General features: G+C 36.0%; 18 protein-coding genes. 13 read left to right on the plus strand and 5 right to left on the minus strand.

What is annotated here, in order from left to right:
* Nucleotides 1–178: 178 nt before the first annotated feature.
* Nucleotides 179–727: a TetR/AcrR family transcriptional regulator gene (locus MQX03_RS01210; protein ID WP_242800770.1), complete on the minus strand. Its 549-nt coding sequence runs from the start codon at nt 725–727 to the stop codon at nt 179–181.
* 214 nt (nt 728–941) lie between these two features.
* On the opposite strand from MQX03_RS01210, the gene MQX03_RS01215 reads away from it, so the two are divergent.
* On the plus strand, nt 942–2,006 hold the full coding sequence (locus MQX03_RS01215) for an NAD-dependent epimerase/dehydratase family protein (RefSeq protein ID WP_242800772.1): 1,065 nt from the start codon (nt 942–944) through the stop codon (nt 2,004–2,006).
* A 19-nt stretch (nt 2,007–2,025) separates the two neighbouring features.
* Nucleotides 2,026–2,451, plus strand: coding sequence for a DUF2141 domain-containing protein (locus tag MQX03_RS01220; protein ID WP_242800775.1), 426 nt, complete (start codon nt 2,026–2,028; stop codon nt 2,449–2,451).
* Between the two features lie 17 nt (nt 2,452–2,468).
* On the opposite strand, the gene MQX03_RS01225 is transcribed toward MQX03_RS01220, so the two are convergent.
* Nucleotides 2,469–3,062, minus strand: coding sequence for a thioredoxin domain-containing protein (locus MQX03_RS01225; protein WP_242800777.1), 594 nt, complete (start codon nt 3,060–3,062; stop codon nt 2,469–2,471).
* A 401-nt stretch (nt 3,063–3,463) separates the two neighbouring features.
* Here MQX03_RS01225 and MQX03_RS01230 point away from each other — a divergent pair, with 401 nt between their 5' ends.
* Nucleotides 3,464–8,731: a GEVED domain-containing protein gene (locus tag MQX03_RS01230; protein ID WP_242800779.1), complete on the plus strand. Its 5,268-nt coding sequence runs from the start codon at nt 3,464–3,466 to the stop codon at nt 8,729–8,731.
* 98 nt (nt 8,732–8,829) lie between these two features.
* On the opposite strand, the gene MQX03_RS01235 is transcribed toward MQX03_RS01230, so the two are convergent.
* Nucleotides 8,830–9,522 (minus strand): hypothetical protein, encoded by a 693-nt coding sequence (locus tag MQX03_RS01235; RefSeq protein WP_242800781.1) that lies wholly within the window; start codon nt 9,520–9,522, stop codon nt 8,830–8,832.
* 636 nt (nt 9,523–10,158) lie between these two features.
* On the minus strand, nt 10,159–11,970 hold the full coding sequence (locus tag MQX03_RS01240) for an NACHT domain-containing protein (protein ID WP_242800783.1): 1,812 nt from the start codon (nt 11,968–11,970) through the stop codon (nt 10,159–10,161).
* 280 nt (nt 11,971–12,250) lie between these two features.
* On the opposite strand from MQX03_RS01240, the gene MQX03_RS01245 reads away from it, so the two are divergent.
* The 7 genes from MQX03_RS01245 (at nt 12,251) to pgl (ending at nt 18,550) form a co-directional block, all read left to right on the plus strand.
* Entirely contained in the window at nt 12,251–12,535 is a 285-nt protein-coding gene (locus MQX03_RS01245; RefSeq protein ID WP_242800785.1) for a hypothetical protein, read from the plus strand.
* Between the two features lie 192 nt (nt 12,536–12,727).
* Nucleotides 12,728–13,039 carry a hypothetical protein gene (locus tag MQX03_RS01250; RefSeq protein WP_242800787.1) on the plus strand — a complete coding sequence of 104 codons (312 nt, stop codon included), beginning with the start codon at nt 12,728–12,730 and terminating at the stop codon, nt 13,037–13,039.
* A gap of 9 nt (nt 13,040–13,048) precedes the next feature.
* Nucleotides 13,049–13,633: a Crp/Fnr family transcriptional regulator gene (locus MQX03_RS01255; protein ID WP_242800812.1), complete on the plus strand. Its 585-nt coding sequence runs from the start codon at nt 13,049–13,051 to the stop codon at nt 13,631–13,633.
* A 244-nt stretch (nt 13,634–13,877) separates the two neighbouring features.
* Nucleotides 13,878–14,753, plus strand: coding sequence for a pirin family protein (locus tag MQX03_RS01260; protein WP_242800814.1), 876 nt, complete (start codon nt 13,878–13,880; stop codon nt 14,751–14,753).
* Between the two features lie 146 nt (nt 14,754–14,899).
* Nucleotides 14,900–16,318 (plus strand): NADP-dependent phosphogluconate dehydrogenase, encoded by a 1,419-nt coding sequence (gene gndA, locus MQX03_RS01265; RefSeq protein ID WP_242800816.1) that lies wholly within the window; start codon nt 14,900–14,902, stop codon nt 16,316–16,318.
* A 12-nt stretch (nt 16,319–16,330) separates the two neighbouring features.
* Nucleotides 16,331–17,812 carry a glucose-6-phosphate dehydrogenase gene (zwf, locus tag MQX03_RS01270; protein ID WP_242800818.1) on the plus strand — a complete coding sequence of 494 codons (1,482 nt, stop codon included), beginning with the start codon at nt 16,331–16,333 and terminating at the stop codon, nt 17,810–17,812.
* Nucleotides 17,813–17,839: 27 nt separating this feature from the next.
* Nucleotides 17,840–18,550, plus strand: a complete 711-nt coding sequence (gene pgl, locus MQX03_RS01275; RefSeq protein ID WP_242800820.1) for a 6-phosphogluconolactonase — start codon at nt 17,840–17,842, stop codon at nt 18,548–18,550.
* A gap of 94 nt (nt 18,551–18,644) precedes the next feature.
* On the opposite strand, the gene MQX03_RS01280 is transcribed toward pgl, so the two are convergent.
* Complete coding sequence (locus tag MQX03_RS01280) at nt 18,645–20,180, minus strand: peroxidase, FMP-type (RefSeq protein WP_242800822.1); 1,536 nt, start codon at nt 20,178–20,180, stop codon at nt 18,645–18,647.
* Nucleotides 20,181–20,758: 578 nt separating this feature from the next.
* Between MQX03_RS01280 and MQX03_RS01285 the strand changes: the two genes are divergently transcribed.
* Genes MQX03_RS01285 through MQX03_RS01295 form a run of 3 tightly spaced genes read left to right on the plus strand, consistent with a single transcriptional unit; the run spans nt 20,759 to nt 26,315 of the window.
* Complete coding sequence (locus MQX03_RS01285) at nt 20,759–22,138, plus strand: rhamnogalacturonidase (RefSeq protein ID WP_242800824.1); 1,380 nt, start codon at nt 20,759–20,761, stop codon at nt 22,136–22,138.
* Nucleotides 22,135–24,990: a glycoside hydrolase family 2 protein gene (locus tag MQX03_RS01290; protein WP_242800826.1), complete on the plus strand. Its 2,856-nt coding sequence runs from the start codon at nt 22,135–22,137 to the stop codon at nt 24,988–24,990. The genes MQX03_RS01285 and MQX03_RS01290 overlap by 4 nt, the downstream gene beginning before the upstream one ends.
* 2 nt (nt 24,991–24,992) lie before the next feature.
* On the plus strand, nt 24,993–26,315 hold the full coding sequence (locus MQX03_RS01295; protein ID WP_242800828.1) for a rhamnogalacturonan acetylesterase: 1,323 nt from the start codon (nt 24,993–24,995) through the stop codon (nt 26,313–26,315).
* The last annotated feature ends 1 nt before the right edge of the window (nt 26,316 follow it).

Consider the following 26,316-nt stretch of genomic DNA (forward strand, 5'->3'; position numbering starts at 1 on the left):
ATAAATAACCTTATACGTTATACAAAGAGCAGATAATTTATTTTATCTGCTCTTTTATTTTTGGTATGAGTATTTTAATGTTCATGGTTTTTGACCTCTAAAAAATTATAGATAAACAATCAATATTAAATTAATATCATGATTTAAAATCTTAAGCGTTTATAATCTGTATGAGTTCCTATAATTTATTGAGTTTATTGACAAGGTAACTAATCATCTGTGCAACACTTTCGGCAGGTTGGGCAAAATCATTTTCAACCCAGTTTTTGATGACAGCAATGCTTCCTTTTTCACCGAATTGATAGGCCATTTCCAGAAAAGGCTGCGTTTCCGGGGTGAGTTCGATTTGATTTTCCACCGGAAAATGATTTCTAACACTGGTCAGGATGCGAGATAAAATTCCGCTTCCGTCACCTTTGCTGAAAACTATTTTGCTCATCTCTTTGTCATTTTCCAGCAGCTGGCAGCTAAGCAATATGACCTCGTCCATTTTGTAGCTTTTACGGAGCACAGCCGATAATTTTTCAAAAACTTCTTCTTCCAGCTCCAGCAATATATCCATTGGAATTGTATAATGCCGATAAAATGAATTTCTATTGACATCCGCTGTTTTACATAATTCTGTTATGGAGATTTGGCTCAATTCTTTGTCCTTCAATAAGTCAAACAATGCTTCTCGTAATACTTTTTTGGTATATTGTACACGTCGGTCTTTTCTTAATTCCATCTTAATTTTTTTTATTTACGCTACAAAATCACTGATTTTTGTTTCCTATTAAACAGAATTCATCAGTCTGCAACGCTAATCTAATCTCTAAGTAATAGCTTTACAATGTGATCGTAATCAAGCATTATGTTAGATAATGAACAAAATGTATAACAAATATATACTTTATTTCTTGCGGTTACGATTGAATAAACAAATCATTTAATCTGAAACAATGAAAGATACAATAGTTACTACAAAAAAGAGAATTCTTCTCACTGGTGCATCGGGAACAGTTGGCTTCGAAACTTTGAAGCATTTGATGAAAAATCCCAATTATGAAATTACTGTTTTTGATGTGAAAACTCGAAAATCCGTTAAAAAATTAGCTCCTTTTCGTAACCGTGTGGAGATTGTTTATGGTGATATCTGCAGTGCTTCAGCGGTGGAACAAGTGAGTCAAAATAAGGATGTTGTTATTCATTTGGCGGCAATTATTCCGCCTCTTGCAGATATAAATCCCAAATTGGCTTACAAAGTCAATGTGCAGGGAACGGAAAATCTCATTCACGCTTTGGAAAAAAAATCACCTCAATGTTATTTGCTCTTCAGCTCTAGTATTTCTGTTTATGGTGATCGCATCAATAATCCCGAAATCTCAGTGAATGACCCTTTGAAACCTAGCCCGGGTGATCAATATGGTGAAACTAAGGTATTATGTGAGAAGGCAATCGTAAAATCGAATTTATCTTGGTCTATTTTTCGTTTGGCTGCTATTATGGGTAATCATAAAATCTCAAAACTGATGTTTCATATGCCGCTCGATACGCCGATGGAAATCTGTACACCTGAGGATACAGGACGGGCTTTTGCCAATGCAATTGCTTTTCAAGATCAGCTTGAAAAACGGATTTTTAACTTAGGTGGGGGAGAAGACTGCGTTATTTCCTACCGTTCCTTCCTTATGAAAATGTTTGATGCATTTGGACTTGGTAAGGCCAATTTTCCTGAAAAAGCATTTGCGGAGAAGAATTTTCATTGTGGAATACTATTTGACGGTGATCAACTGGAAGAAATTATCCATTTTCGTCGACAGAGTTTAGCTGATTATTTCGAGATGGTTCATCAACAGGTTAATCCTTTTCAGAAAAAAATAACTATTCTTTTTAGAAACTTTATTAAACGTTGGTTGCTTTCAAAATCGGAACCTTATCAGGCTTACCGAAACGGAAATGAAGCAGAAATGGAACATTTTTTTAACAAAAATGAAAAGAAAGTTATAGAATCAGCTTATCAATAAACTTAAAAAAACAAAATATATGTTACAGAAAATAATAGGCGTAATAATCCTGATTACCATCAATACAACTCTTTTTGCTCAACATCATTTTACGGTGGAAGTATCTGATTTAGTCCCTGATAAAGGCTCTGTCTATTTTGGTCTTTACAATAAGAAGGGAGATTTTTTGAAGGAAGACGTTGCCTTTGCCAATGCTAAAGTAAAGGTTGCTGGAAATAAAGTGAGCTACATATTTAAAAACCTGCCTGTCGGAGAATACGCCGTTGCAGTTTACCAAGATGTGAATGACAACGGAAAATGCGACCGAAATATGATCGGATATCCAACCGAAGGATTTGGTTTTTCAAAAAATTACAGACCCAAACTTTCCGCTCCCGCATTTGATGATGTGAAAATTGCAGTCAAGCAATCTACTAAAGCTACTATTGCTTTGATTGGGAATTAAATAGGTTTACTAAGTTATTATTTAAGTAGAGGAATTATTTTTTTTTCAATCATCTTTTTAGAATTTTTCCAATCCTTATCATAGTCTTTGTAATTAGTGACATACAAAATCTGCCCAGAACGGTCAACTAGTATAAACTTTCCGAAGTCATCGATTACTTTGTTTCCATTGGGAGTAACTTCTGTAGCCAACTTTGTATTTCTTTTACCTACTTTAAAGCCGTATTTTTCATCATTCAGTACGCCAAATTGTACATTCTCAGATTTTGACTTGATAAAACTGATGGCATTTTTTATTTTCGGGTCTCTTTCTGCTTCCACCAATACTACAAAAAGATTAACTTTTCCTGTTTTTTCCAAGTCCAAAGCATCAGGAAAATGTATTCTGCATGGCTCACACCACGATGCCAATGTATAGAATACCGTATACGGCTTGTCTGAATTTTTTGCGATACATATTAAAGCTTCTTTGTCGAGTTTTCGGGCTGCAATAGCTTCAGAATTCTGAATATTACAATTGTCTAAGTTCTGTGAAATACAGTTTAATGAAAAGATGAAAGCAAAAATAAAAAAGGTTTTCTTTAGAAATGCTTGAGTAATTGTATGGATCATTGGATGCTGTTAAATAGTTTTATCAAATATAGACAAACTGATGCAGGATAATATGAACTAATTCTATATAATTTTCACCGATTATATAGTTGTTATTTCATGCATAGTAATTGGGGAAATGTCAGTGGTGATAGGTGTTTGTTAATATTTGTGTAATATTATATTTATCGTATTTTTTTTTAATTATGATATAATTTATTGTATTTTAAGTGGTAAAATATTGCTTATTTAATAAAAATAATTAAATTTGTCCATTACCAAATTACTACTCTTATGAAAACATGCTCTACTTTTTTAGAGTTCCGTCATTCTTTTGACGATGATATTCCTTGAAATTTTCATTTCTACAGATAAAATCACTACACCATTTCAAAAATATTTTAATTCAGAACATTGTAAATATGAATAAAGTTTTACTTACGATAATCTTCTTCTTAGCGTTCATCGCTAAAATTACAGCACAGTGTACGCCTGTTCCTGTGCCTTTTTTACAATCCTTCAGCACCGGAGCACTGCCTGCTTGCTGGATTAGTCAAAATCCTACCACAACATCAACAAGTACTTATGTTAAATGGATGTTTTCTGGATCCGCAGGATATGGCGCAACAGGAAATGGCGGACGACCTGCAGGAACATTTGCATGGGTAGACGCAAGTTCGCCTTACGCCAACGAACATACCGTAGAATTGCTTTCTCCTCAAATAAACCTTACAGGCTTGACAAATCCGTATGTAAAGTTTGAATGGTTTAAAAATCATTTAACATCACTTACCGGAACTGTTCCTAATTATGAACACAATCAGCTGAAGCTTGAGATAAACAGTGGAGCAGGATGGGTACAGATTTGGGCAAGCAACACAAACGATCCTGCCTGGAGAACTGTTGGTGTTCCTTTGGCTGCAACATATGTGGGAGCAACAGTTCAGCTTAAATTTACTGTTGATAAAGACGTAGCCGGAAACGGATATTTCTACGATGATGTTTTATTGGATGAGGTTCAGGTAATACAGGCTCCTACCTGTTTTGAGCCGACAACTCTTCCGGTAACGAACGTTACTCCTACTTCAGGAACAATCAATTGGACAGCACCTTTAGCCCCAGCTCCGGCTCCAGCAAACGGATACGAATATTATTATTCTCCTACCAATACTCCTCCCGTTGCAGCTACTGTAGGAACGGCAACCCCGGGGATGACGGCTAATATAACTCCGTTGGTTTCGGGAACTACATATTATTGGTGGGTAAGATCGGTTTGTTCTGCTACCGATAAATCTCCTTGGGTAGCAGGTACTCCTTTTACACCGGGTCAGATTGGTGGCGGAACTGCCACGCATGCTTACTTGCCTGTCTATTCTTGTTCAGGATTTAATTACTCCCAGCAAATATATACAGCATCAGAAGTTGCAGGAGCTGTGGGGACTAACACTTATATTACTTCTATTAAATTCTATGTTTCTACAACTGGAACTACACAGGCAAACTACAATCAATGGGTGGTTTATATGGGAAATACGGCTCAGACTGATTTTGCAACAACTACAAGTTGGGTTCCTTCTTCATCTTTAACGCAGGTTTATACCGGTACTTTACCGGCAATGACTGCCGGAACTTGGGTTACAATTCCGTTGAGTACACCTTTCTTATGGGATGGAACAAGCAATGTGGTAATCGCTGTAGATGAAAATGTTACAGGAACTTCTTGTACTGCCAACTGGGGAAGTTATACTGCTGGAACGAATAAAGGAATGCTGTATTATAACACAACCACAAATCCTAATCCTGCAACTCCGCCTACAGCTACAAGCAGATATTCTGTAATTCCGATTGTCCAGATGGTAGGGACAGCTTTGGTACCTTGTACAAATACTCCTCCTGTCAATATTGCAATCAGTAATGTATCGGCAACTTCTGCGAATGTTTCGTGGACACCTGCTGCCGGAGCGACTTATGTTTTAAGATACAGATCGCTTCCCGGTGGAACCTGGATCACGGTCAACCTTACAACACCTTTGACGAACACCTATACCATAGATGGTTTATTGGAATTTACTCAATACGAAGTTGAAATAGCGACTGTTTGTAATGCAAGTCCTGCGGGAGCATTTTCTACTCCAGTCATCTTTACAACACCCGGAGTTTCATGGTGTCCTCATGCTGCACAATATACCAGTGCAACTTATGGATGGATATCTAATGTAACAGTAAATCCTGTAGGATCTACATCATTAAACAATACATCTGCACAATCTCAGTATACTGATTATTCTACCAACCCTGCTTTAGATCTTACGCTTGTAAGAGGTACTCAAAATAACATTATTTCTGTAGGGAAAACATGGCCGGGAACTCAATATGCAAACTATACTAATGTATGGATCGATTTTGACAGAGATGGTATTTTCGATACAAGCGAATTGATATACAGCAGCGGAGCCAGCACTTCGTCACCTGTTTCTGGAACGTTTAATGTTCCGACAGTAACCTATAATGGTGCTAATGCAACAAGAATGAGAGTTGTGGTTTCCTACGCCGCTGCCGCTGGTGCATGTTCCGGAAACACCTATGGAGAAGTTGAAGATTATGCTGTCAGATTTATTGATCCTGTACCTTGTACAAGTGCTGCACCTACTAATTTAACGGCGACAAATCTTACTCCTGTGAGTGCTGTTTTATCATGGATGCCTGCACAAGGTGCAACATCTTATATTGTACAATGGAGAGTTGTAACTACACCTGCTTCAGTTTGGATTCCGGTAACGCCAAATCCGGCAGTGAGTACTCATACGCTTACAGGGTTAAACGAGCAAGTGCAATACGAGTTTAGAGTAGCTTATATCTGTAATGGTGTACAAGGTAACTTTTCGGCGCCTGTACAGTTTACAACACCCGCAATTTCCTGGTGTCCTCATGCTGCACAATATACCAGTGCAACATATGGATGGATATCTAATGTCAATGTGAACCCTGTAGGATCTACAATATTAAATAATACTTCTGCACAATCTCAGTACACTGATTACTCTGCCAATCCGGCTTTGGAGCTTACCCTTGTAAGAAATACTCAAAATAACTCTATTTCTATTGGAAAAACGTGGTCAGGTACTCAATATGCAAATTATACTAATGTATGGATTGATTTTGACAGAAATGGTATTTTCGATACAAGTGAGTTGATATATACTAGTGGCTCTAATGCTTCATCACCTGTTTCAGGAACGTTCAATGTTCCGGCCGTAACTTATAATGGTCCTAATGCGACAAGAATGAGAGTTGTCGTTTCCTATGCCGCCGCCGCTGGAGCGTGTTCTGGAAATACATACGGAGAAGTTGAAGATTATGCAGTTAAGTTTATAGATTTACAACCTTGTAGTACAACGGCTCCGGTACCTACAGTCTCTAATATGACATCTTCCACAGCGTATGTGTCTTGGATTCCCACTGCTAATGCTACCTACAGAATCAGATGGAGACAAGGAACTACGGGAGTTTGGCAGTTGCAACCTTTAGGGTATGTAGAATTGGCTGCCGGACAAAGTTTTTATAATATTACTAATCTTTTAGAGCAGACGGCTTATCAGGTACAGATTCAGGCAAAATGTGGAACTACTTGGGGCGCATTCGGTGCTTCAGTCAATTTTACAACTCCTTCATTGACATATTGCAATATGATAGGTACGGGAACTAACGATTATATTTCTAATGTGAAAGTAACACCGGTGAATTTTCCTTTAATGGATAATACATCTCTTCAGACTAATTATATCAGTTATACCACTCCGGCAACATTAATCAATTTAGAAGTGGGATCTACCGGAAACCAGCTTTCAGTTTCTAAAGCTTGGGAGGGTACTACTTATGCCGATGCTGTTTATGCATGGATTGATTGGAATAGAGATGGTGTTTTTGCAGATTCTGAAAGAATAATGACTTCAGCATCAAGTACAACTAGTCCTGTAACGGCTACATTTGATGTTCCATCAGCAGGAATCTACACAGGACAATACACAACCACAATGAGAGTTGCTTTGAAACGTGGAAGTGCTCCTGTAATCTGTGTTGACCCGGTAAATGGTGAAGTGGAAGATTACGCTGTAAAATTGAGACCTTGTAGTAATAATACCCCAACCAGTTTAAATATTAATCCTGTCACTCATAATTCAGCTACAGTCAACTGGACGCCAGCGGCAAATAACAATGCTTTTGTTCTGGAATACAGAGCGGTGACAACACCTGCTTCCAATTGGATCGTGATCAATGCATCTGTTTTTGGGGGTAACCCTCCGGTACAGCTTACAGGGTTAACTCCGGCTACAACTTACGAAGTAAGAGTGGCTGCGGTCTGTGGTAGTGGAGGTAATGGTAGCTATACACCAGTACAGACATTCACAACAAGATGTGATCCTACACCTCCGAATGTAACGGTGACAAACATCACTTCAACATCAGCAGTTGTAACGTGGAATCCATTGGTTCCTAATGCGACTTACATTATCCGATACAGACCGGTAGGTACTACAACATGGATTACGCCTACTGCACCGCTTCCGCCAGCTAATTCTTATACTATTACAGGATTAACATCTTTTGTAATGTATGAAGTACAGGTAGCAAATATTTGTTTTGGTGAAACGGTTCCAAACCCATGGTCAAATCCTCAGGTATTTACAACAGTAAGAGTTTGTGAAATACCCCCTCCGGGATTAACAATTACTACATTAACGCCAACAAGTGCAGAGGTAGTTTGGGATGCCTATACCGGGGCTGGAGCTACAGGTAGTTATGTTTTAAGATATAGAAAAGTAGGGGTTCCTAGCTGGACGAATATTTCGGTGAATGTCAATACCTATACAATTACAGGCCTATTAGAATTGACCAAATATGAAATGCAGGTTGCAAATGTTTGTAGCGGAACACCGGGTAATTTTACCCCGCTCTACTATTTTACAACACCTACAGTCGTGTATTGTCAAATGTCATCTGCTAATTCAGCAACAGAGTTTATCTCTAAGGTTACCACGAAACCTACAGGTAAACCTGAAATGATCAACGAATCTTTGGGATCTAATTACACAGATTATACAGGAGACCCAACGAAACATATTGAGTTGGTACAGGGTTCTGCAGGAAATCAATTAATCATTGATAAAACCTTAAGCAATGGTGACAAAGCAGGAGTAGCAGTCTGGATTGACTTCGACAGAAACGGATATTTTGATCTTCATGAAAGGATTCTTGCTGACGGACCAAATACAAACCCAACGGCGAACGCAACATTCAATGTTCCTGCAGATGCGTTTGTAAGCATGACAAATTACAAATATGTAGTAATGAGAGTGGCGATGCAAAAAGATGGAATTCCGGTGAATTGTCTTAATTTCCCTAACGGTGAGGTAGAAGATTATACCGTGAGAATCTCTAAGGTACCTGTTGTCAATTCGTTAAATCAGGATGAAATTCTAATCTACCCTAATCCGGTAAGTACGATCTTAAATATTAAAAACATTAGTGCAAAAGCTAATTATAAAATTTACAGTGCTTCCGGAAGATTAGTGTCATCGGGTCTGATTGTAAATAACGCAATTGACGTAAGAAGCCTGATAAACGGACTTTACATCATCGATATAGAAGATGTAAAAGGTTCGGTGAAGAAGAAATTTATTAAAGAATAATATAAACTTAGTCTGTGTTGTAAAAAGATGCAGCTATAGTTTAAAACAATAAATAAATCCTCTCAATCATTTTGAGAGGATTTGTTGTTTTTACAATGTTACAATGGTGTCGGTGTCGGATTTTCCGGCAGACCGCTTGGCGTGTTGTAGATGATGTAATCGTTATATTTGGCTTCATTGGTTTCATAGAAAATATCCTGTCCGATGCCTGCATATTTGGTGAGTAATCTGTAGAGCCTGTTCAGCGCTTCGATGCGTCCTTCCGTTGCAAGATCGCGGTCAGATATGCCTTTTGCCTGAGCATCAATGGCTGCATCCAAAGTTTCACGTTGGGTAGTGAGCGTAGTGATTTTATCCTCGGTGAGCCCTTCTTCAGCGAGTTCCGTCAGATATTTCGTGGCGGTTGCGGTCATGGTTTTGGCTATACGCACCAGTTCAGAATCACTTTGCTGGCTTACTGCTGCATTGCCAAATTCCTTGTACCTCGCACCAAACTGTCCGAAAGTATTCTCTGCCATATTGAAAATGCTGCGCATGGTTTTTTCCAAGGCGTTTCTTGCGGCATCTTTTTGGGCCGTCAGATCCATTTTAATGGCTTCCAGCTGCTCATCATTCGGGTAATTTTCCACGGCGGTGCGTGCTTCAATAAGCTCTGTTTTCTTTGCAGTACTGTAGCCACGATCTGTGAACTCGGTGATGTCTCTGTCTATCAAATTGATCAACTCATCTGCTTTCTGTTTCAATACAGAATCTGCAATGATGAAATCTCTTTTTACCTGATCTTTTTTCATAATGAAATTTTTTGTTTGTGTTTATAAATTGAACTTAAAAATCGTCTACAATAACTGGTATTTCGTTATTTGTATCTTTTTAAAGGGAGCTGTAAAGTGTTGATATGTAATAAATTGTACTTGATTTCCTCAACTAAGTGCTTGAACGCTTCAACTAAATACTTGATTGTCCCAACTAAACGGTTGAACGCCTTAACTAAATAGTTGATCGTCTCAACTAAACGGTTGAATGCTCTGGCGAAGCGGTTGAAAACCTTGACTAAAGAGTTGAAGGTGTTAACTAAACGCTTGTCTGCAGCTTCTTACTAGTTTTTCGGGTGTACGAACTTATAATTTGAAGTGAGTTGAAAATTGAGGAGCCGGCAAAGATTCTTGCGCGCGCGGAAGGGTAAATTGTGGTAATCATCATTTTGTTTTTTTGTGTGTTCTGATCACAAATATAAAATTAATATTGAAAAGATAGGTTTATCCGATAAAATATTTCTAAAAAAAGTTATAGTGGTTGATATCATACGAAACCCCCGCTTTTGGGCGGGGGTTTTTGTTTGTATTCTGATGGCGCAAGCATCTTGCTCGTGCCCGTTTGTTTTTTTAGTGGAAGCATGAGCTAGCATGGGGGCTTAAATTGTAATCACATTATGATAGAAATTCTTTAAACATTTTTGTACTTATTTGATAATCTTCTGTATGATTTAAATAATACTTTTCGTCATCATCTAGATTATCTGCGATTTCCTTTTCAAAACATAAAATAGTTATTCCTTCTCTTGATTCAGTCTTATCAATATCGATATAATTAGCCAATTGCTTCAAAGAAATTCTAAAATTCTTATCTGTACAAAACTTTTTTATTATTTCATTGTAATTTTCCGTAAAGTCTTTCTGAACATTATTCAAATCAAAAATAGAACTTTCTCTTAATAAATTTAAAATATGAATAAAACTGAATGGAATCAAAAGACTTTTTTTGAATGTAGGTCTTTCATATTCTAATCTACTCATGAATTCTATTGCAAATTGAGGGTTTAAATTTTCTATATTAAATAAATCAAATACTAGTTTAAAAAAATAATTGTCAGGTTGAGAGGATAATGAAACTGCGATTGCAAGCTCATTCGAAATATTTGTGTCGTATATTAATCCAACTGGAATTGCTGGCATTTTAACAATATATTCTGCAGCTAAATATTCCTGCATTGATTTGTGAACAAATTCATAAGAATCATAGCTTGATTTAATTATTATACCATTATGTTCTTCAATTTCTTTTATCACCTTTAAATTCTCATTTTTAGGAAGTTCAAATGATTTGTAAATCCTTTCGTAGGTTTTTTTAAAATCATCTTCAGAATAAATCTTATTAGAGTATGAAATGGTGAGATCATATGCGAAGTGAGCTAAAAAATCAAACTTTCTATCATTATCAAAATCAGCATAAATAGACTCTCTTAGTATTCTTCTTTGTTCATCCCATTCCTCTATTAGTAGACGAACTAATTTTTTATAAATTGATTTTGGTTTATCATAAAATTTTCTGGTTTTTTCAAAAATTGCGCACAAATGGGCAAGTGTTAAAGGACGTAATGATAAATCTAAAAATTTAGATGTATATAACTTCTCTTTAAAGATTTCAGCATCTTCAGGTAAAGTGAACCATTTATCAATAAATTCGTTTATCTGGTTTTCATTGAGTTCACAGATTTCATATTCGACTGAATTTTCTATGTGGTAGTTATATGATGCGCTTCTAGAGGTTAATACAACAAGACTAGAAGTAAGATTTAGCATTAAAGATTTAATTTCATTGTAGAAATTATCCAATCTTCTTGGCTTTACTTCATCAAGACCATCTAATATTATTATACAATTAAATGAGTTAATATATGTATTTACATATTTTTCTCGCAAAGAGACATTTTCTAATGAATTTATTTTTTTTTCATCCTTAGTTGCAATTTCAATTCCAAAAATACTTTTTAATTTTGAGTATATTGACTCTCCATCTGTAATATCCCTCAGATAAATTAAAATTGGAAATTGATATTTAATCTCAATTTGGTCGGTCAATAAAATTTGACATATATGTTTGATAGTTGTTGTTTTACCAGCCCCTGGATCACCTAATATAATGATGTGGCTATCATCATCATTATTTGTAAGAATATTTTTAATTGTTGACTTTTCACTGATTTGATCTTTGAATTTTACACTCTTTCGCTGTAATTCAATATCAAGATCTATATATACGTCATTAATATTTCTATTTTTACTAAGTTCTTTAAAACTTATTTGCTTTGTAGAATTTATTACAAAATTATTATGGTTTTCAAAAGCATTTTCTAAATCTTCATAAGATGTGATAAGTTCAATCTTATTATTTTTTAGTAATTTTTTTAATAAAGAAATTCCTTCAGAAACTCCTTGTTTAATTAATAAACTTTTTATCATTATTCTTAACAAATTTATTTGTGATCAATCAAATTAAGCATATTGCAACAATAATAGCTTAATTTTCGTAAATATAAATTATTTGCAATTAGTATATTGATAAAAGTTTGATTTACAGATTAGTTTCATTTTACGATATTTATTTAACGAACTAATATTTCAGCCAAATATTTATCACTGATAAACTCCTCATTATATACCTAAGGTCAAAAAACATCCCGTAACAATTTGTTAACACTAAATAAAAATATTGCCTTCTTAAAAGATGTAATTTTACTGTATGGGAAAGAAGAAAAAAAAGGTAACGAAAGAGCAGCTGGATGAACTGAAAGGTTTAAGAAAGCATCTGACGCCACAGTTATCTATTGACAATAAAATCAATACTTTGATTCAGGTAAGTCAGGTACTGAGAACGATAAATTTGACGAGTACTTTTGCAAGCAATATCTCTACAGAATTTACCGGATTGGAAGTTTTTGGGGAACGCTATAACAATTTCCCGAGAATAACTTCTGTGATTGATGATGCTATTCTTTATTACGACGAGCAGCTTAAGGCTTTTTAAATCAAATAATAAGTAAGTCATTAAGACTTTAATAAAATAGAGATTTGCCCAGCCGGCAGATCTCTTTTTGTTTTTTGCATAAAAAATCAGAGTTTCATGATTAATTAAACTAGTTAAATGTGCAAGGTTTTTTATTGCCATAAATTTGCCAGATAAAATTAAAAATAGGCGAGAATTCAAACATAAATACATATGAAAACATTAAATTTTTTGGTCATCGGAAAAAATCAGGAAATTCTTGAAACGTTAAAAAGAATCATCGAAAATAATGAAGGTTGGGAAGCTGAGGTTCAAAGCGATGAAAATATCTGTTATAATTACATCAAAGAAAATCACATAGATATCGTTCTTTTGAGTTCAGGTTTAGAAGAGAAATTTGAAAATGAAATTAAAGTATTTTGTAAAAATTTAGATAAAGAAATTAAGGTTATCGACCATTACGGCGGAGGAAGCGGACTTTTAAAGAATGAAGTTTACACACTTTTCCCTAATTTGCAGCCGTAAACTTATTTTATGTTTGAAAATATCATCAAGAACGTTACCCGTTTCATCGATCTTAACACTGTTGAAGAAAAATTCTTTACTGATTTATTAGTTTGTGAAACGATTCCCAAGAAAACAATTTTATTGCGTGAAGGAGAAGTTTGTCAGTTTGAAGGCTTCATTCACAAAGGTTGTTTAAGGGCTTACTATCTTGATGATAATGGTTTTGAAGTGACGATTTTGTTTGCCATCGAAGATTGGTGGATTAGTGATATCGCTTCATTCCAAGACCAAAAACCTTCCAATTTATATATAGAAACCATCGAAGATTCAGAGATTTTTATGCTGAATCCGACGACCAAAGAAAAGTTGTTGCAGGAAATTCCGAAATTCGAAAGAGTTTTCAGAATGTTGGTTCAGAGAAATCTTTTTACGCTTCAAAACCGTCTGGTGAATACCATTTCAAAAAGTGCATCAGACCGATACCTGGAATTTATAAAAGTATATCCAACGATTCCACAAAGAGTTGCGCAGTATTATATCGCTTCATATTTGGGCGTTTCTAAAGAATTTGTGAGTACAATTAGAAAGCGTCTGGCGACTAAAGAGAAATAAAATACACGAAATTCCCCTCCAATGGAGGGGGGCGAAAATTTGAAAAATTTTTGACGGGGTGGTTTATACAAAACGTGTAAACTACCCCGTCTTTTTGTTTCACAAAAATCCACCCCTTCAGAGAAGGGGAATTTAAGCTCCATATTTTTTTGCTTTAAATGCATTTATTAAACTAGTTAAATGCACAGCAATTCTCATCACCATAAATTTGTCTTATCAATAACGAATAAACAACAAAACAGATATGGACAGAAAAGATTTTTTAAAGAAAGGATTACTCGGCACAGGAATGTTCGTAGCAACCGCATCATTAGGCAATACAATGAAAAATGAGATTGACGAAATCGAGCCGCTAGAACCTATTGGATACAATCATTTGCCCAATACAGATTCAAAAATCAAAGATAATTCTGTGATTCACAAAGCGGATTCCAGAGGAAAAGCGGATCACGGCTGGTTGGTGAGCAATCATACATTCAGTTTTGCGAATTATCACAATCCTGAAAGAATGCATTTCGGAGTTTTGAGAGTTTTGAATGATGATAAAGTGGAGGCTGGAAGAGGTTTCGGAACGCACCCTCACGATAATATGGAAATCATCAGTATTCCGTTGGAAGGTGATTTGGAGCACAAGGACAGTATGGGGAATTCGGCGATTATCAAGAGTGGAGATATCCAAGTGATGAGCGCAGGAACTGGGATTATGCACAGCGAATTCAATAAAAATAACGACAGTTTGGTGAAGTTTCTTCAAATCTGGGTTTATCCAAACAAGAGAAACGTGACACCAAGATATGACCAGATTACTTTAGACAAATCAAAAGGTCAGAATAAATTTCAGCAAATATTGTCTCCAAATGCTGATGATGAAGGTGTTTGGATTCATCAGGATGCCTGGTTTCACTTAGGAAACTTTGAAAATAACTTCGAAACCAATTATCAAATCAAGAAAAAAGGAAACGGTGTATATGCTTTTATTTTAAAAGGAAGCGCAGAAATCGAAGGACAAATAGTTGAAACGAGAGACGGTTTTGGTGTATGGGATATTTCAGATTTAAATATCAAATCAACAACAGAAGATACAGAAATCTTATTGATGGAAGTTCCAATGACGATGTAAGGAAGTCTGAAGATATTTTGAGTGTTTACAGATTTTTAGTTGATTAAAACTACCATAACCATTGAAAGAAAATTTCGGATAATTTTTTTACTGGTTTGCATTTCCGTAAATTTGACCCGTAAAAATAAAATAAATCTTAAGTAAGAATGGAAAAGTATAATTACGGGGTCATTGGTCTCGGTGTAATGGGGCGAAATCTTCTTTATAATATTGCCGATAACGGCTTTTCAATTGCAGGATTTGATCTTGACGAAAAAAAAATAAAAGATTTACAGGACGGTGCTACTTCAGAAATGAAGGTAAAAGGTACCCAGACTTTACAAGATTTTGTAGCCGCATTAGAAGCTCCGAGGAAAATTATTCTGATGGTTCCTGCCGGAAAGCCCGTAGATGCTGTTTTAGGAAACATCACCCCACTTTTAAGCGGTGGAGACATCGTGATTGATGCAGGAAATTCTTATTTCAAAGATACTGAAAGACGTATTGCTGATTTAGCCTCAAAAAATCTTCACTTCATGGGAATTGGTGTTTCAGGAGGTGAGCAGGGTGCTAGAAGAGGACCTAGCATTATGCCCGGAGGAGATTTGGAAGCTTTCAAATTAATTCAGCCGATGTTGGAAGCCATTTCTGCGAAAGTGAATGGAGAAGCTTGTACAGCCTACATGGGAAAAAGTTCAGCCGGGAACTATGTGAAAATGGTTCACAACGGAATTGAATATGCCATCATGCAACTCATCAGCGAAGCTTACGATTTACTGAGAAAAGGAGCTAAACTGAATAACGATCAACTATACCAAGTTTTCAAAGAGTGGAACAACGGTGAGATGAATTCTTTCTTAATTGAAATCACAAGAGATATTTTCCAGCAAAAAGATGATTTGACAGACGGTTATCTTGTTGACCAGATTTTAGATAAAGCAGGAGCAAAAGGAACCGGAAAATGGACTTCCGAACAAGCCATGGAAATTGGTACTTCTATTCCAACCATTGATATTGCCGTGACTTCAAGAATTTTATCGGCTTACAAAGAAGAGCGAGTAAAAGCTTCTCAATTATATTCTAAAAATGAAATTGCAAGTCCTGAAAATACAGAACAGTTCATCAAAGAAGTTGGTGAAGCGCTTTATTTGGCAACATTAATCAGCTATGCACAAGGTTTGGCATTATTGGTAAAAGCGTCTGAGGAATATCAATTTGAAATTCCATTAAAAGATGTTGTCAAAATATGGAGAGGTGGATGTATTATCCGTTCTGTTTTATTGGAGAAGTTCTATTTGGCTTATACTCAAAATCCAAATTTATCTAATATTTTATTGGACAAAGATATTTCTGAAATCGTTAAAAATAAAATTTCTTCACTAAGAAAAACTGCAGCATTTGCCGCTTCAAACGGAATTTCAAGTTTAGGAATTCAAACCGCTTTAGGATATTTTGATGCGTACACAACAGAATCTCTACCGGTTAATTTAATTCAGGCTCAGCGTGATTATTTCGGAGCACATACGTATCAGAGAACAGACAGAGAAGGTGTTTTTCATGCATCTTGGCAAACTGCAAATAACTAATATTCGGAAAAAATGAGTGAAAATAAAATCCTGCAGCCAACAACAATCATTATTTTTGGTGCAACGGGAGATTTAGCCAAAAGAAAACTCTTTCCGGCGTTTTATAATTTATACATCGATGGCAGAATGCCGAAAGGCTTCAATATTCTGGCACTCGGAAGAGCAGATAACAGCGATGAATATTTTAAAAATTACATTAAAGAAAATCTCGAACAGTTCTCAAGAAAAAAGATTACTTCAGAAGATTGGGCCGGGTTTCAGGCACATATTACCTATTTCCAGCATCAGCTGGATGAGGAGAGTTCTTACAAAGATTTGTACCAGAAATTAGAAAAATTTGACACCGTCTACGGAAAAAGAGGAAACAGATTATTTTATTTATCGATTGGGCCAAATTTCGTTTCTACGATTTCCAATCATATCAAAAATACTTCATTAGCTTCTGATCCCCAGAAAGATCGTATTATTATTGAAAAACCTTTTGGACACGATAAACAATCGGCGATAGAGCTCAACAGTTTGCTGGCCGAGACTTTTGAAGAAGAACAGATTTACCGTATCGATCATTATTTAGGTAAAGAAACAGTACAGAATATATTGGCGTTCAGATTTGGAAATTCTATTTTTGAGCCATTATGGGACTGTAAACATATTGAATCGGTTCAAATTACGGTTGCTGAAGAAGTTGGTGTAGAAACGAGAGGAAGTTTTTACGAACAAACCGGAGCACTTCGTGATATGATTCAAAATCATTTGCTGCAAATCCTTTGTATGGTGGCGATGGAACCACCAGCTTCTTTGGAATCAGGCGAAATCAGAGACCGTAAAGTAGACGTTCTGAAATCGATCCGCAGAATTTCATCCGATAAAGTTGATCATTATGCAGTAAGAGGTCAATATGGAAAAGGTACTGTAAATGGGGTAAAAGCCAAAGGTTATCGTCAGGAAGACGGAATTGCTCCTGAGTCAAATACAGAAACTTTCGCAGCCGTAAAATTCTATCTGGATAACGAAAGATGGCAGGACGTTCCTTTTTACGTACGCACCGGTAAAAAAATGCAGGAAAAACATTCTTATATTACGATTCAGTTTAAACCGCTTCCACATTCTACATTTTCTGAAAGTTCACAATTATTGTCTGCCAACAGATTGATTATCAATATTCAGCCTTTGATGGATATCAGATTGCAGTTTATGGCAAAACAACCCGGGCTTTCTTTGGTTTTGAAGCCAGTAGAAATGATTTTCGATAATTTTGCTTGTCAGGAAGATACTCCGGAAGCTTACGAAACTTTATTGCTGGATGCACTTATTGGTGATCTTACTTTGTTTATGCGTTCGGATCAGGTAGAGGAAGCTTGGGATGTAGTCAAAACAATTCAGGAGACTTGGGAAGGTAGAAAAGATTCATCTTTTCCGGATTATGAAGCAGGAAGCTGGGGACCAGAAGACAGTTTTGCTTTGGTTGAAAGACAAGGCCACAGCTGGGTTTAGGATGATTTAAATTTAAATAAAAAGAAAATGAATATCACGGTATTTGACGATTTAGATATATTATATAAAAAAGCAGCCGATAGTTTTGTTGAATTATCAAAAAAATCGATTGAGAAACATGATCGTTTTACGGTTGCACTAAGCGGAGGATCTTCTCCCAAAGCTATTTTTAATTTATTGGCTACTCAGGAATATGCGGAAAAAATTGAATGGAATAAAGTTTACTTTTTCTGGGTTGACGAACGTTGGGTTTCTTTAAATGACGAAAAAAGCAATGCGAAAATGACTTTCGAAGCGCTTCTTGATAAAGTTCATGTCAATAAAAATCAGATTTTCCCGATGTACAAAGACGGAATTGAGCCTGAAAAGTATGCTAAAGAATATGAACAGGAAATCAGAAATGTTGTCGGTGATGAAGGTGTTTTTGATTTTATTCTTTTAGGAATGGGAGATGACGGTCATACGGCTTCTTTATTTCCTGGCGAAAATATTTTAGATGAAAAGGAAAAATGGGTTGATGCTTACTATCTGAAACCTCAGGAAATGTTCAGAATCACTTTAACTGCTCCGATTATTAACAAAGCGGAAAATATTTTAGTTGTTGCATTCGGAGAGAATAAAAAACATGCTTTGAATGAAGTTTTGAATGGGGAATACAATCCAAAAATGTATCCGTTACAATTAATTAAAAGAAAAGAAGGATTTGAGTTTTTTACGGATGAAAAAGCAATGAGCTGAAAATTATATTGACTAAAATCAATCCTAAGATAAAGCAAACAGCACCATTATAATTCTAGTGGTGCTGTTTTTATTTAAATTTCACAAAAAAGTTTTAACCTTTATGATATGGACAACCCGCTGGCGGATTAACCTCACTTGAAAAAGAATTAATATTTGCTTTCGGACCTTCAAAAAACTGCTCTTCTATCACACGTCTTTGATCTTCAGGAATATCTTCCAGTTTACGAAGAGTATTTACCTGAATGTGAGGCCAGCTTGTAGTACCACCATCATCCCCAAACATAAACTCAAAAAAGATGATTTGCTCATATTGTAACTGAAGGATTTCCTTTCCGTCTTCAATTACCGTTTCAATCCACATCCGCATGTTCATTTCAACCGTGGGCACAAAACGATTCACAAAAGGAACATTTAAAATACCTCCTTGCGCACCGGTTTTGTTTCTTGAAGACATCTGAACGAAAACGTAGTTGCTCACATTTTGCCCGCTTAAAGTATCTCTCAATCGCATATCTGGTCTTACGGAATACGGGTATAAATCGTGAGCTAAAATTCGTTGCGTATAGATTTTATTTTCACCGGGATCATTTTCGTCATTCAATTTTTCATGAACCCAAGCCGGTGCGGGTTGATCAAGATTAATTGGATTTTTAATACTCGCACCAGCTCCGCCCATAGTCGGTGAAATCGCAAGAAAATCAGGATTCCACGTTGCATCGCCTGTCGGAAATTTTGGTGATCCGTCAATCAGATAACCCGATTGATTGGGCACAATATCTCCTAGCAAAGTAATTGTGCTTCCGTGAGGAATAACCCCGCTTCTCGAAATAGAATAATCTGGAATAAAATAAGGGCCTTGATTGCCTGCACCAGGTTTCAACTCTTTTGCAGGGATGATTTCATAATATTCCTGACCTTCTTTTAGATCGCTTAAAAGAATGTACTGTTTGTTATTTTCATCCGATGAAATCTGAACCAAAGGCTCATTTCTGTATTCTCCTTTGTAACCGTAATCTTTAAAATCCTGTTCGTCAAAAGCATGAATTCCGCGGTCTCTTTCAATCGATTCTTTGGTCGCCGCATGATTGTAAACATCACTCAGCCATAGATACATGCCGTTTTCCTCATGAATTGGTGTATATTTTAAAGCAGATTGCCCTTCTACGGTATTCACACTTTGAATGCTTTGCTCGTATTTGATCGCTCCGCAAAACAATTCATTTCCGCCGCCACGATTACGAACGCCGCCGGGAACCAAAGAAAATGTAAGCTTTTCAATATATTCTTCACATTCAAAACTGAATTTTCCGGGAATGCTTCCTGAATTAGTACCCGGAGAAGGCATAATGGTCGTATGAATTCCGCTTCCGTTTAATTTTCTGTCAATATTAGAATTGTAATCAGCGTTGTAGCTTACCCAAGTACCATCCAATACTTTTAAAACACCATAATCTACGTCATTTCCTATTTCCTCAAGATTTTTTTCTTTAAACGGAAATAATGGGTCATCAATCGTAAGTTTAGAATATCCTGACATCAGTTCTTCTAAAACTCCTTTCTGAGTCTGAATAGATTTTTTTAGTAATAAATTTTCGTTTTCAGAACTTTCTTTTTTTCTTTTAAGCATAATGTGTTGTTTTTATGGTTATTAAAAATGTTTTTATCAGCTAAATATATCAGAAACTATTCTTTTCAGAAATGATTTTCTGGTTATTAAAGCGTTCATGGTTATTAGTTTTAGCTATCCAAAATTACTCAGATACCGTTAGAAAAAATTCAGTATTTCTACTTAAATTTTCATTTTTTCATGTCATGATATGGATGAAATATCATATACATATCCAAGATTTAGAAAATTTAAAATTGCAACCATAGTAGAAATCATCTTAAAATCCGCCAACATGAAAGAGCAGGATGCTGTAAGTACATAGAATGTATATTTTTATGAAGATGAAATGAACGAATGATTTTACTTTTGACTGTCCGAATCTATATATAATTAAAAGCCTTTGTACTCTTTGCTGAGTGAAACGCCTTTGTGAACCTTAAAGCATTAAGTAGTAAGAAAAATCTTTGCGAACTTTGCGTTAAAAATTAGCATTATAATAAACTAAAGACAGCCAAATTGAAAGTTATTTTACTGATTTTTGTGTTTTGTAAATAAGTATTCAGAAAAATCAGGTCATACAGCAATATAAATATATTATGAAATTTCAAAATACATCCAAATTCATTGGGTCTCTGTTGATTCTCGCTTTATGTTCGAATGGATTAAAAAGTCAGGACAAATTTCCCGACGGAACAACAATCCCAAAATGGTTTAAAGAAAACAAACCAACAGACATCAACAAATTAGGCAAAAAATACATCCTTACAGAAAATGGTGTGAAGAACGACAGTACAGTTCTTCAGACTAAACAACTTCAGGCAATCATTGATTTGGCAGCTAAAAATGGTGGAGGAGTTGTGGTAGTACCAAAAGGAACTTTTCTCATCAGCTCAGTTTTCTTCAAACAGGGAACGCATTTATATTTAGAAAATGGCGCAAAATTAAAAGGAAGCGACGATATCAATGATTTTCCTGTCGTAACAACAAGAATGGAAGGTCAGACGGTGAAATATTTTCCGGCTTTAATTAATGCTGACGGATTAGACGGTTTCACGATTTCAGGAAAAGGAACACTCGACGGAAACGGGCTTCGTTTCTGGAAATCATTCTGGAAAAGACGCGAGTGGAATCCTAAATGCACCAATATGGATGAAATGAGACCTAGAATTCTTTATGTCTCAAATTCTAAAAATATTCAGGTGGAGGGAATTACGATTAAAAATTCCCCTTTCTGGAGTACACATTACTACAAAAGTGATTTTGTTAAATTATTAAATCTGACCATTCTTGCTCCAAAAGTACCTGTGAAAGCCCCAAGTACAGATGCGGTTGACATCGATGCGTGTACCAATTTCCTGATTAAAAATTGCTATATGTCAGTCAATGACGACGCCATCGCTTTGAAAGGCGGAAAAGGTCCGAAGTCCGATAAAGACCCGAACAACGGCGAAAACAGAAATATTCTCATCGAAGACAACAGTTTCGGATTTTGCCACAGCGTTTTGACTTGCGGAAGCGAATCGATTCACAATTATAATGTGATTTTGCGTAATTCTAAAGTAAACGATGCATCAAGATTATTACATTTAAAAATGCGTCCGGACACGCCTCAACACTACGAATATCTTACAGTTGAAAACATCACCGGAAATGTCAAAACGTTCTTGTATGTAAAAGGCTGGAACCAGTTTTTTGATTTAAAAGGTGAAGAAAGACCGAGAAAAGGATTGGCCAACAATATCATGATAAAAAATATCGATATAAGTTGTGAAACGGCGTTTTCTATTGAAAAATCTGATTTATTCGACTTAAAAGATTTTACATTTGAAAACTTTAAAATAAAAGCTTTAAAACCTGAAATACAAAATTTGAATCACATTCAGAATTTAAAGCAAAAAAATATAAATGTAACGCAAGTTACTTCTCTCACGCAATCTTACGACAAAAAAGACGATTCCGATATTTCTGCTAAATGAGTTTTTATTCCAAGATATTCGTTCTTTTATGCTTTTACTCACAGTTTCTGCATTCTCAATCTAAGGAAATCCAATTCCTGAGCGGGACAGATTCTGAGCATACGAAAGAATGGGATTTCTGGATAACCGGCGGAAGAAAATCCGGAAGCTGGGATAAAATACAAGTTCCGTCACAATGGGAACAGCAGGGATTTGGCTCGTACAATTACGGAAGAGATTACGTCACCTACGGCAAAAATTTTAAATTCAATGATGAAGTAGGTCTTTACAAACACAAGTTTCAAGTTCCCAATTCCTGGAAAGGAAAATCAATCAACATCGTTTTCGAAGGTTCGATGACCGACACCGAAGTTAAAATCAACGGGAAATTGGCGGGAGAAATTCATCAGGGCGCTTTTTATGAATTTAAATATGATATTTCAGATAAATTAATTTTCGGAAAAGAAAATATTCTTGAGGTCAAAGTTTTTAAAATGTCGGCTGATAAATCGGTTAACAACGCAGAACGTCTGGCTGACTATTGGGTTCTGGGCGGTATTTTCAGGCCGGTTTATTTGGAAGCCAGTTCAAAAGAAAATATTTCGTCAACATCTATCGATGCCAAAGCAGATGGGACTTTCCGTTCGAATATTCATTTAAAAGGAATCAATTCTGTCAACAATGTAAAGGTTGAAATTTTTGATGCTAAAAATAATCTCGTTGGAGAATCTCAGATTCAAATTCAGAAAGGTGATACTTTAAAACAAATTCAATTCAATCTTAAAAATCCAAAACTCTGGACAGCAGAAACCCCGAACTTATACAAGGCGAAATTCAGATTAAATAAAAACAGAAAAAACATCTACCAAACCGAAGAAAAATTTGGTTTCCGAACCATTGAAATCCGAAAAAGCGACGGAATTTACGTCAACGGAACCAAAATCAAAATGAAAGGCATCAACCGTCACGTTTGGTGGCCTGAAACGGGAAGAGCAGTCAATGAAAATATAGATTTGATGGACGTTCAGCTCATTAAAGAAATGAATATGAATGCCGTTCGATGTGCTCATTATCCTCCAAATAAATCCTTTTTACAAATTTGCGATTCGTTAGGTTTATATGTTTTGGATGAACTCGCTGGCTGGCAAAAAAAATACAGCACTGAAGTTGGGAAAAAGCTCGTGAAAGAAATGGTGACGAGAGATGCCAATCATCCTTCAATCATTTTTTGGAGCAACGGAAATGAAGGCGGGCATAATTTTGATTTGGATGCAGAATATGCAAAATACGACTTGTCAGACCGTCCTGTAATTCACGCTCATCACAAACCTGGAAACGCTTTTAACGGAATCGACTGCAATCATTACGAAGATTATTACAGTACCAAAAAAATCCTTGAAGGAGAAAATATTTATATGCCGACCGAGTTTCTGCATGCTCAGGATGACGGCGGTGGCGGAACTTCTCTGGCAGATTACTGGGAACTTCACTGGAATTCCAAAAAAGGTGCAGGCGGTTTTCTGTGGGCGTTTGCGGATGAAGGTTTGGTGCGAACAGATTTCAATAATCAGATTGATGTGAACGCAATCAATGCTCCCGATGGAGTGGTGGGCCCACATCGGGAAAAGGAGGGAAGTTTTTATGCTATCAGAGAGATTTACAGTCCGGTAAAAATTGATTTGAAAACATTACCAAATGATTTTAATGGAATCATTCCTGTTGAAAATCGTTATCATTTTACCAATCTGAATGAATGCCAGTTTGAATGGAAATTAGTCAAATTTAAAACTCCATTTTCGTCTGAATCGGGATTTGATGTAATTCAAAAAGGAAAAGCAGAATCTCCGAATATTAAACCGACTGAAAAAGGAAATATTAATTTAAATCTTCCAATCAACTGGAAAGAAAGTGAAGGTTTATTATTAACCGCAACCGATTCTTTTGGTAAAGAAATTTACACTTGGACTTGGAAAATTAAGTCTAATGATGATATTTCAAAACAATTTTCGAAATCGTTAATCAAACAATTTCCGGTTTCAGTTATAGAAAATGATTCATTGTTTATTTTAAAATCAGACGAAAAAGAATTTTCGTTCGGAAAAAAAGACGGATTATTAAAATCAGTCATTTTAGATAAAAAAGGCAAGAAAATGACCTTCCGAAACGGACCGGTTTTCGTGAATGGAAAAACGGAATTATCATCTGTAAAAACTTTTGCAGAAGGACAAAATCAAGTCATTCAGATTTCCTACAAAGACGGGAAAAAAGCCGTTTGGAAATTGAACCCGAATGGAATTTTAGAATTGAATTATGAATATTCGCTTTCCGGAGATTACCAATTTGCAGGTGTAAGTTTTGACTATCCCGAAAATTATGTCATCGGCGCAAAATGGCTCGGCAAAGGTCCATATCACGTTTGGAAAAACAGAACTCAGGGACAGACTTACAACGTTTGGCAAAATCTCAAGAACTCAACCAGAACAGGTTTTTCACCTTGGATTTATCCTGAATTTAAAGGCTATTTCGACGATATTTCTTGGTTGCAACTGAACACTGCAGAAGGAAAAATTATAGTCGGAACGAAAGAAGAAAAAATGTTCGTCAGACTTTTTGATTTTTACGGAATTTACGGTGCAGAAGGTTTCCCGAAACTACCGACTGGAAATATTTCGTTTTTAGATGCGATTCCGCCGTTGGGAACTGTTTTGGCATTTAATATTAATAATGATACTTCCACTTTAGGCCCTGAAAGTGAACCGAATCATCCGAGTGGAAACTTTAAAAGAACATTGTATTTCTACTTTGGTCTTCCAGATTTGGGCGATGAAAATAAACAGTTTACAATGCCAAAAGAAAATATTCTAACAGATTAAAAATGCAGAACTGGATAAAATTTTTGACGCTTTTCTTAGGTTCGTTTTTATTCGCACAACAGACGAATTTTAAGTTTGATTTTGGTGCAGCCAGAACCGAAAAAGGATTTATTCCTATAATGTCAACCTCAAAATTTGACAAGAAAATCGGCTATGGATTTATGGATATTTCCGGTCTGAAATCTGTTGACAATGGCGGAAATGCTTTGACGGGAGATTATATTACCAGCGACAAACCTTTTTATTTTTCAGTCGCAGTTCCTGAGGGAAATTATAATATTACATTAAATCTTGGCGATTCCAAAGGACTTTCGGAAACGACCGTTCGTGTAGAAAACCGCCGTCTGATGCTGAATGATATTAAAACAAAAAAAGGCGAAATCCTAAAAAAACAAATTACGGTTTACGTCAAAGACAGCATCATCCGAAATCAGGACGGAACTCAAATCGGAATTGTAAAACTGAAACCAAGAGAACGAAAATATCTGCATTGGGACAATTTGCTAACTATTGAATTCAATGACAAAGCTCCGAAAGTTTGTTCGGTTCTTATTCAGCCCAATAAAACGGCAAAAACCATTTATCTGACCGGCGATTCCACGGTTGTAGATGCGCAGTACGAACCTTGGGCGTCGTGGGGACAGATGTTGCCGTATTTTTTTGTTCCGAATGAAGTCGTGATTGCCAATTATGCTGAAAGCGGAGAAACCCTGAAAGCCTTTGAAGACCGCCACAGAATCGATAAAATCTGGAGCAAAATAAAGCCTGGAGATTATCTGTTTATTCAGTTCGGACACAATGACCAAAAAGCCGGAAACAGTACAAAATCAGGTTACCGAAAGAGATTAAAAGAATGGATTTTAAAAGCCGAAGAATTGGGAGTAATTCCTGTTTTGGTTACCTCAATGAATCGCAGAGTTTTTGACGAAAATAGTAAAATCGTCAATACTTTAGATGATTTCCCTGATGCGATGCGTGCAATTGCAAAGGAAGAAAAAGTCGATTTAATCGATTTGAATGCATTGAGCAAAACCCTATTCGAAGCTATTGGACCGGAAGAAGCAAAGAAAGCATTCGTGCATTATCCCGCAAATTCTTATCCCAATCAGCCGACCGCTTTGGCGGATGATACGCACTTCAATACTTACGGGGCTTACGAATTGGCAAAATGTGTCGTGAAATCTATTGTAGACCAAAATTTACCTTTAAAGAAATATATTTCAAAAAATTATAAAAGTTTTAACCCCAATAAACCTGATAAAGTTGAAAACTTCCACTGGCCGGAATCCGTTTTTATGGAATCTTTGAAGCCTGATGGAAATTAAT

Source organism: Chryseobacterium aahli, assembly GCF_022699665.1.
In the GTDB taxonomy this organism is placed as follows: Bacteria; Bacteroidota; Bacteroidia; order Flavobacteriales; family Weeksellaceae; genus Chryseobacterium; species Chryseobacterium aahli.

Excerpts from the sequence above, each read along its gene's own strand:
- MQX03_RS01210 (WP_242800770.1), bottom strand. The coding sequence starts at position 727 with ATGGAATTAAGAAAAGACCGACGTGTACAATATACCAAAAAAGTATTA.
- MQX03_RS01215 (WP_242800772.1), top strand. The coding sequence starts at position 942 with ATGAAAGATACAATAGTTACTACAAAAAAGAGAATTCTTCTCACTGGT.
- MQX03_RS01220 (WP_242800775.1), top strand. The coding sequence starts at position 2,026 with ATGTTACAGAAAATAATAGGCGTAATAATCCTGATTACCATCAATACA.
- MQX03_RS01225 (WP_242800777.1), bottom strand. The coding sequence starts at position 3,062 with ATGATCCATACAATTACTCAAGCATTTCTAAAGAAAACCTTTTTTATT.
- MQX03_RS01230 (WP_242800779.1), top strand. The coding sequence starts at position 3,464 with ATGAATAAAGTTTTACTTACGATAATCTTCTTCTTAGCGTTCATCGCT.
- MQX03_RS01235 (WP_242800781.1), bottom strand. The coding sequence starts at position 9,522 with ATGAAAAAAGATCAGGTAAAAAGAGATTTCATCATTGCAGATTCTGTA.
- MQX03_RS01240 (WP_242800783.1), bottom strand. The coding sequence starts at position 11,970 with ATGATAAAAAGTTTATTAATTAAACAAGGAGTTTCTGAAGGAATTTCT.
- MQX03_RS01245 (WP_242800785.1), top strand. The coding sequence starts at position 12,251 with ATGGGAAAGAAGAAAAAAAAGGTAACGAAAGAGCAGCTGGATGAACTG.
- MQX03_RS01250 (WP_242800787.1), top strand. The coding sequence starts at position 12,728 with ATGAAAACATTAAATTTTTTGGTCATCGGAAAAAATCAGGAAATTCTT.
- MQX03_RS01255 (WP_242800812.1), top strand. The coding sequence starts at position 13,049 with ATGTTTGAAAATATCATCAAGAACGTTACCCGTTTCATCGATCTTAAC.
- MQX03_RS01260 (WP_242800814.1), top strand. The coding sequence starts at position 13,878 with ATGGACAGAAAAGATTTTTTAAAGAAAGGATTACTCGGCACAGGAATG.
- gndA (WP_242800816.1), top strand. The coding sequence starts at position 14,900 with ATGGAAAAGTATAATTACGGGGTCATTGGTCTCGGTGTAATGGGGCGA.
- zwf (WP_242800818.1), top strand. The coding sequence starts at position 16,331 with ATGAGTGAAAATAAAATCCTGCAGCCAACAACAATCATTATTTTTGGT.
- pgl (WP_242800820.1), top strand. The coding sequence starts at position 17,840 with ATGAATATCACGGTATTTGACGATTTAGATATATTATATAAAAAAGCA.
- MQX03_RS01280 (WP_242800822.1), bottom strand. The coding sequence starts at position 20,180 with ATGCTTAAAAGAAAAAAAGAAAGTTCTGAAAACGAAAATTTATTACTA.
- MQX03_RS01285 (WP_242800824.1), top strand. The coding sequence starts at position 20,759 with ATGAAATTTCAAAATACATCCAAATTCATTGGGTCTCTGTTGATTCTC.
- MQX03_RS01290 (WP_242800826.1), top strand. The coding sequence starts at position 22,135 with ATGAGTTTTTATTCCAAGATATTCGTTCTTTTATGCTTTTACTCACAG.
- MQX03_RS01295 (WP_242800828.1), top strand. The coding sequence starts at position 24,993 with ATGCAGAACTGGATAAAATTTTTGACGCTTTTCTTAGGTTCGTTTTTA.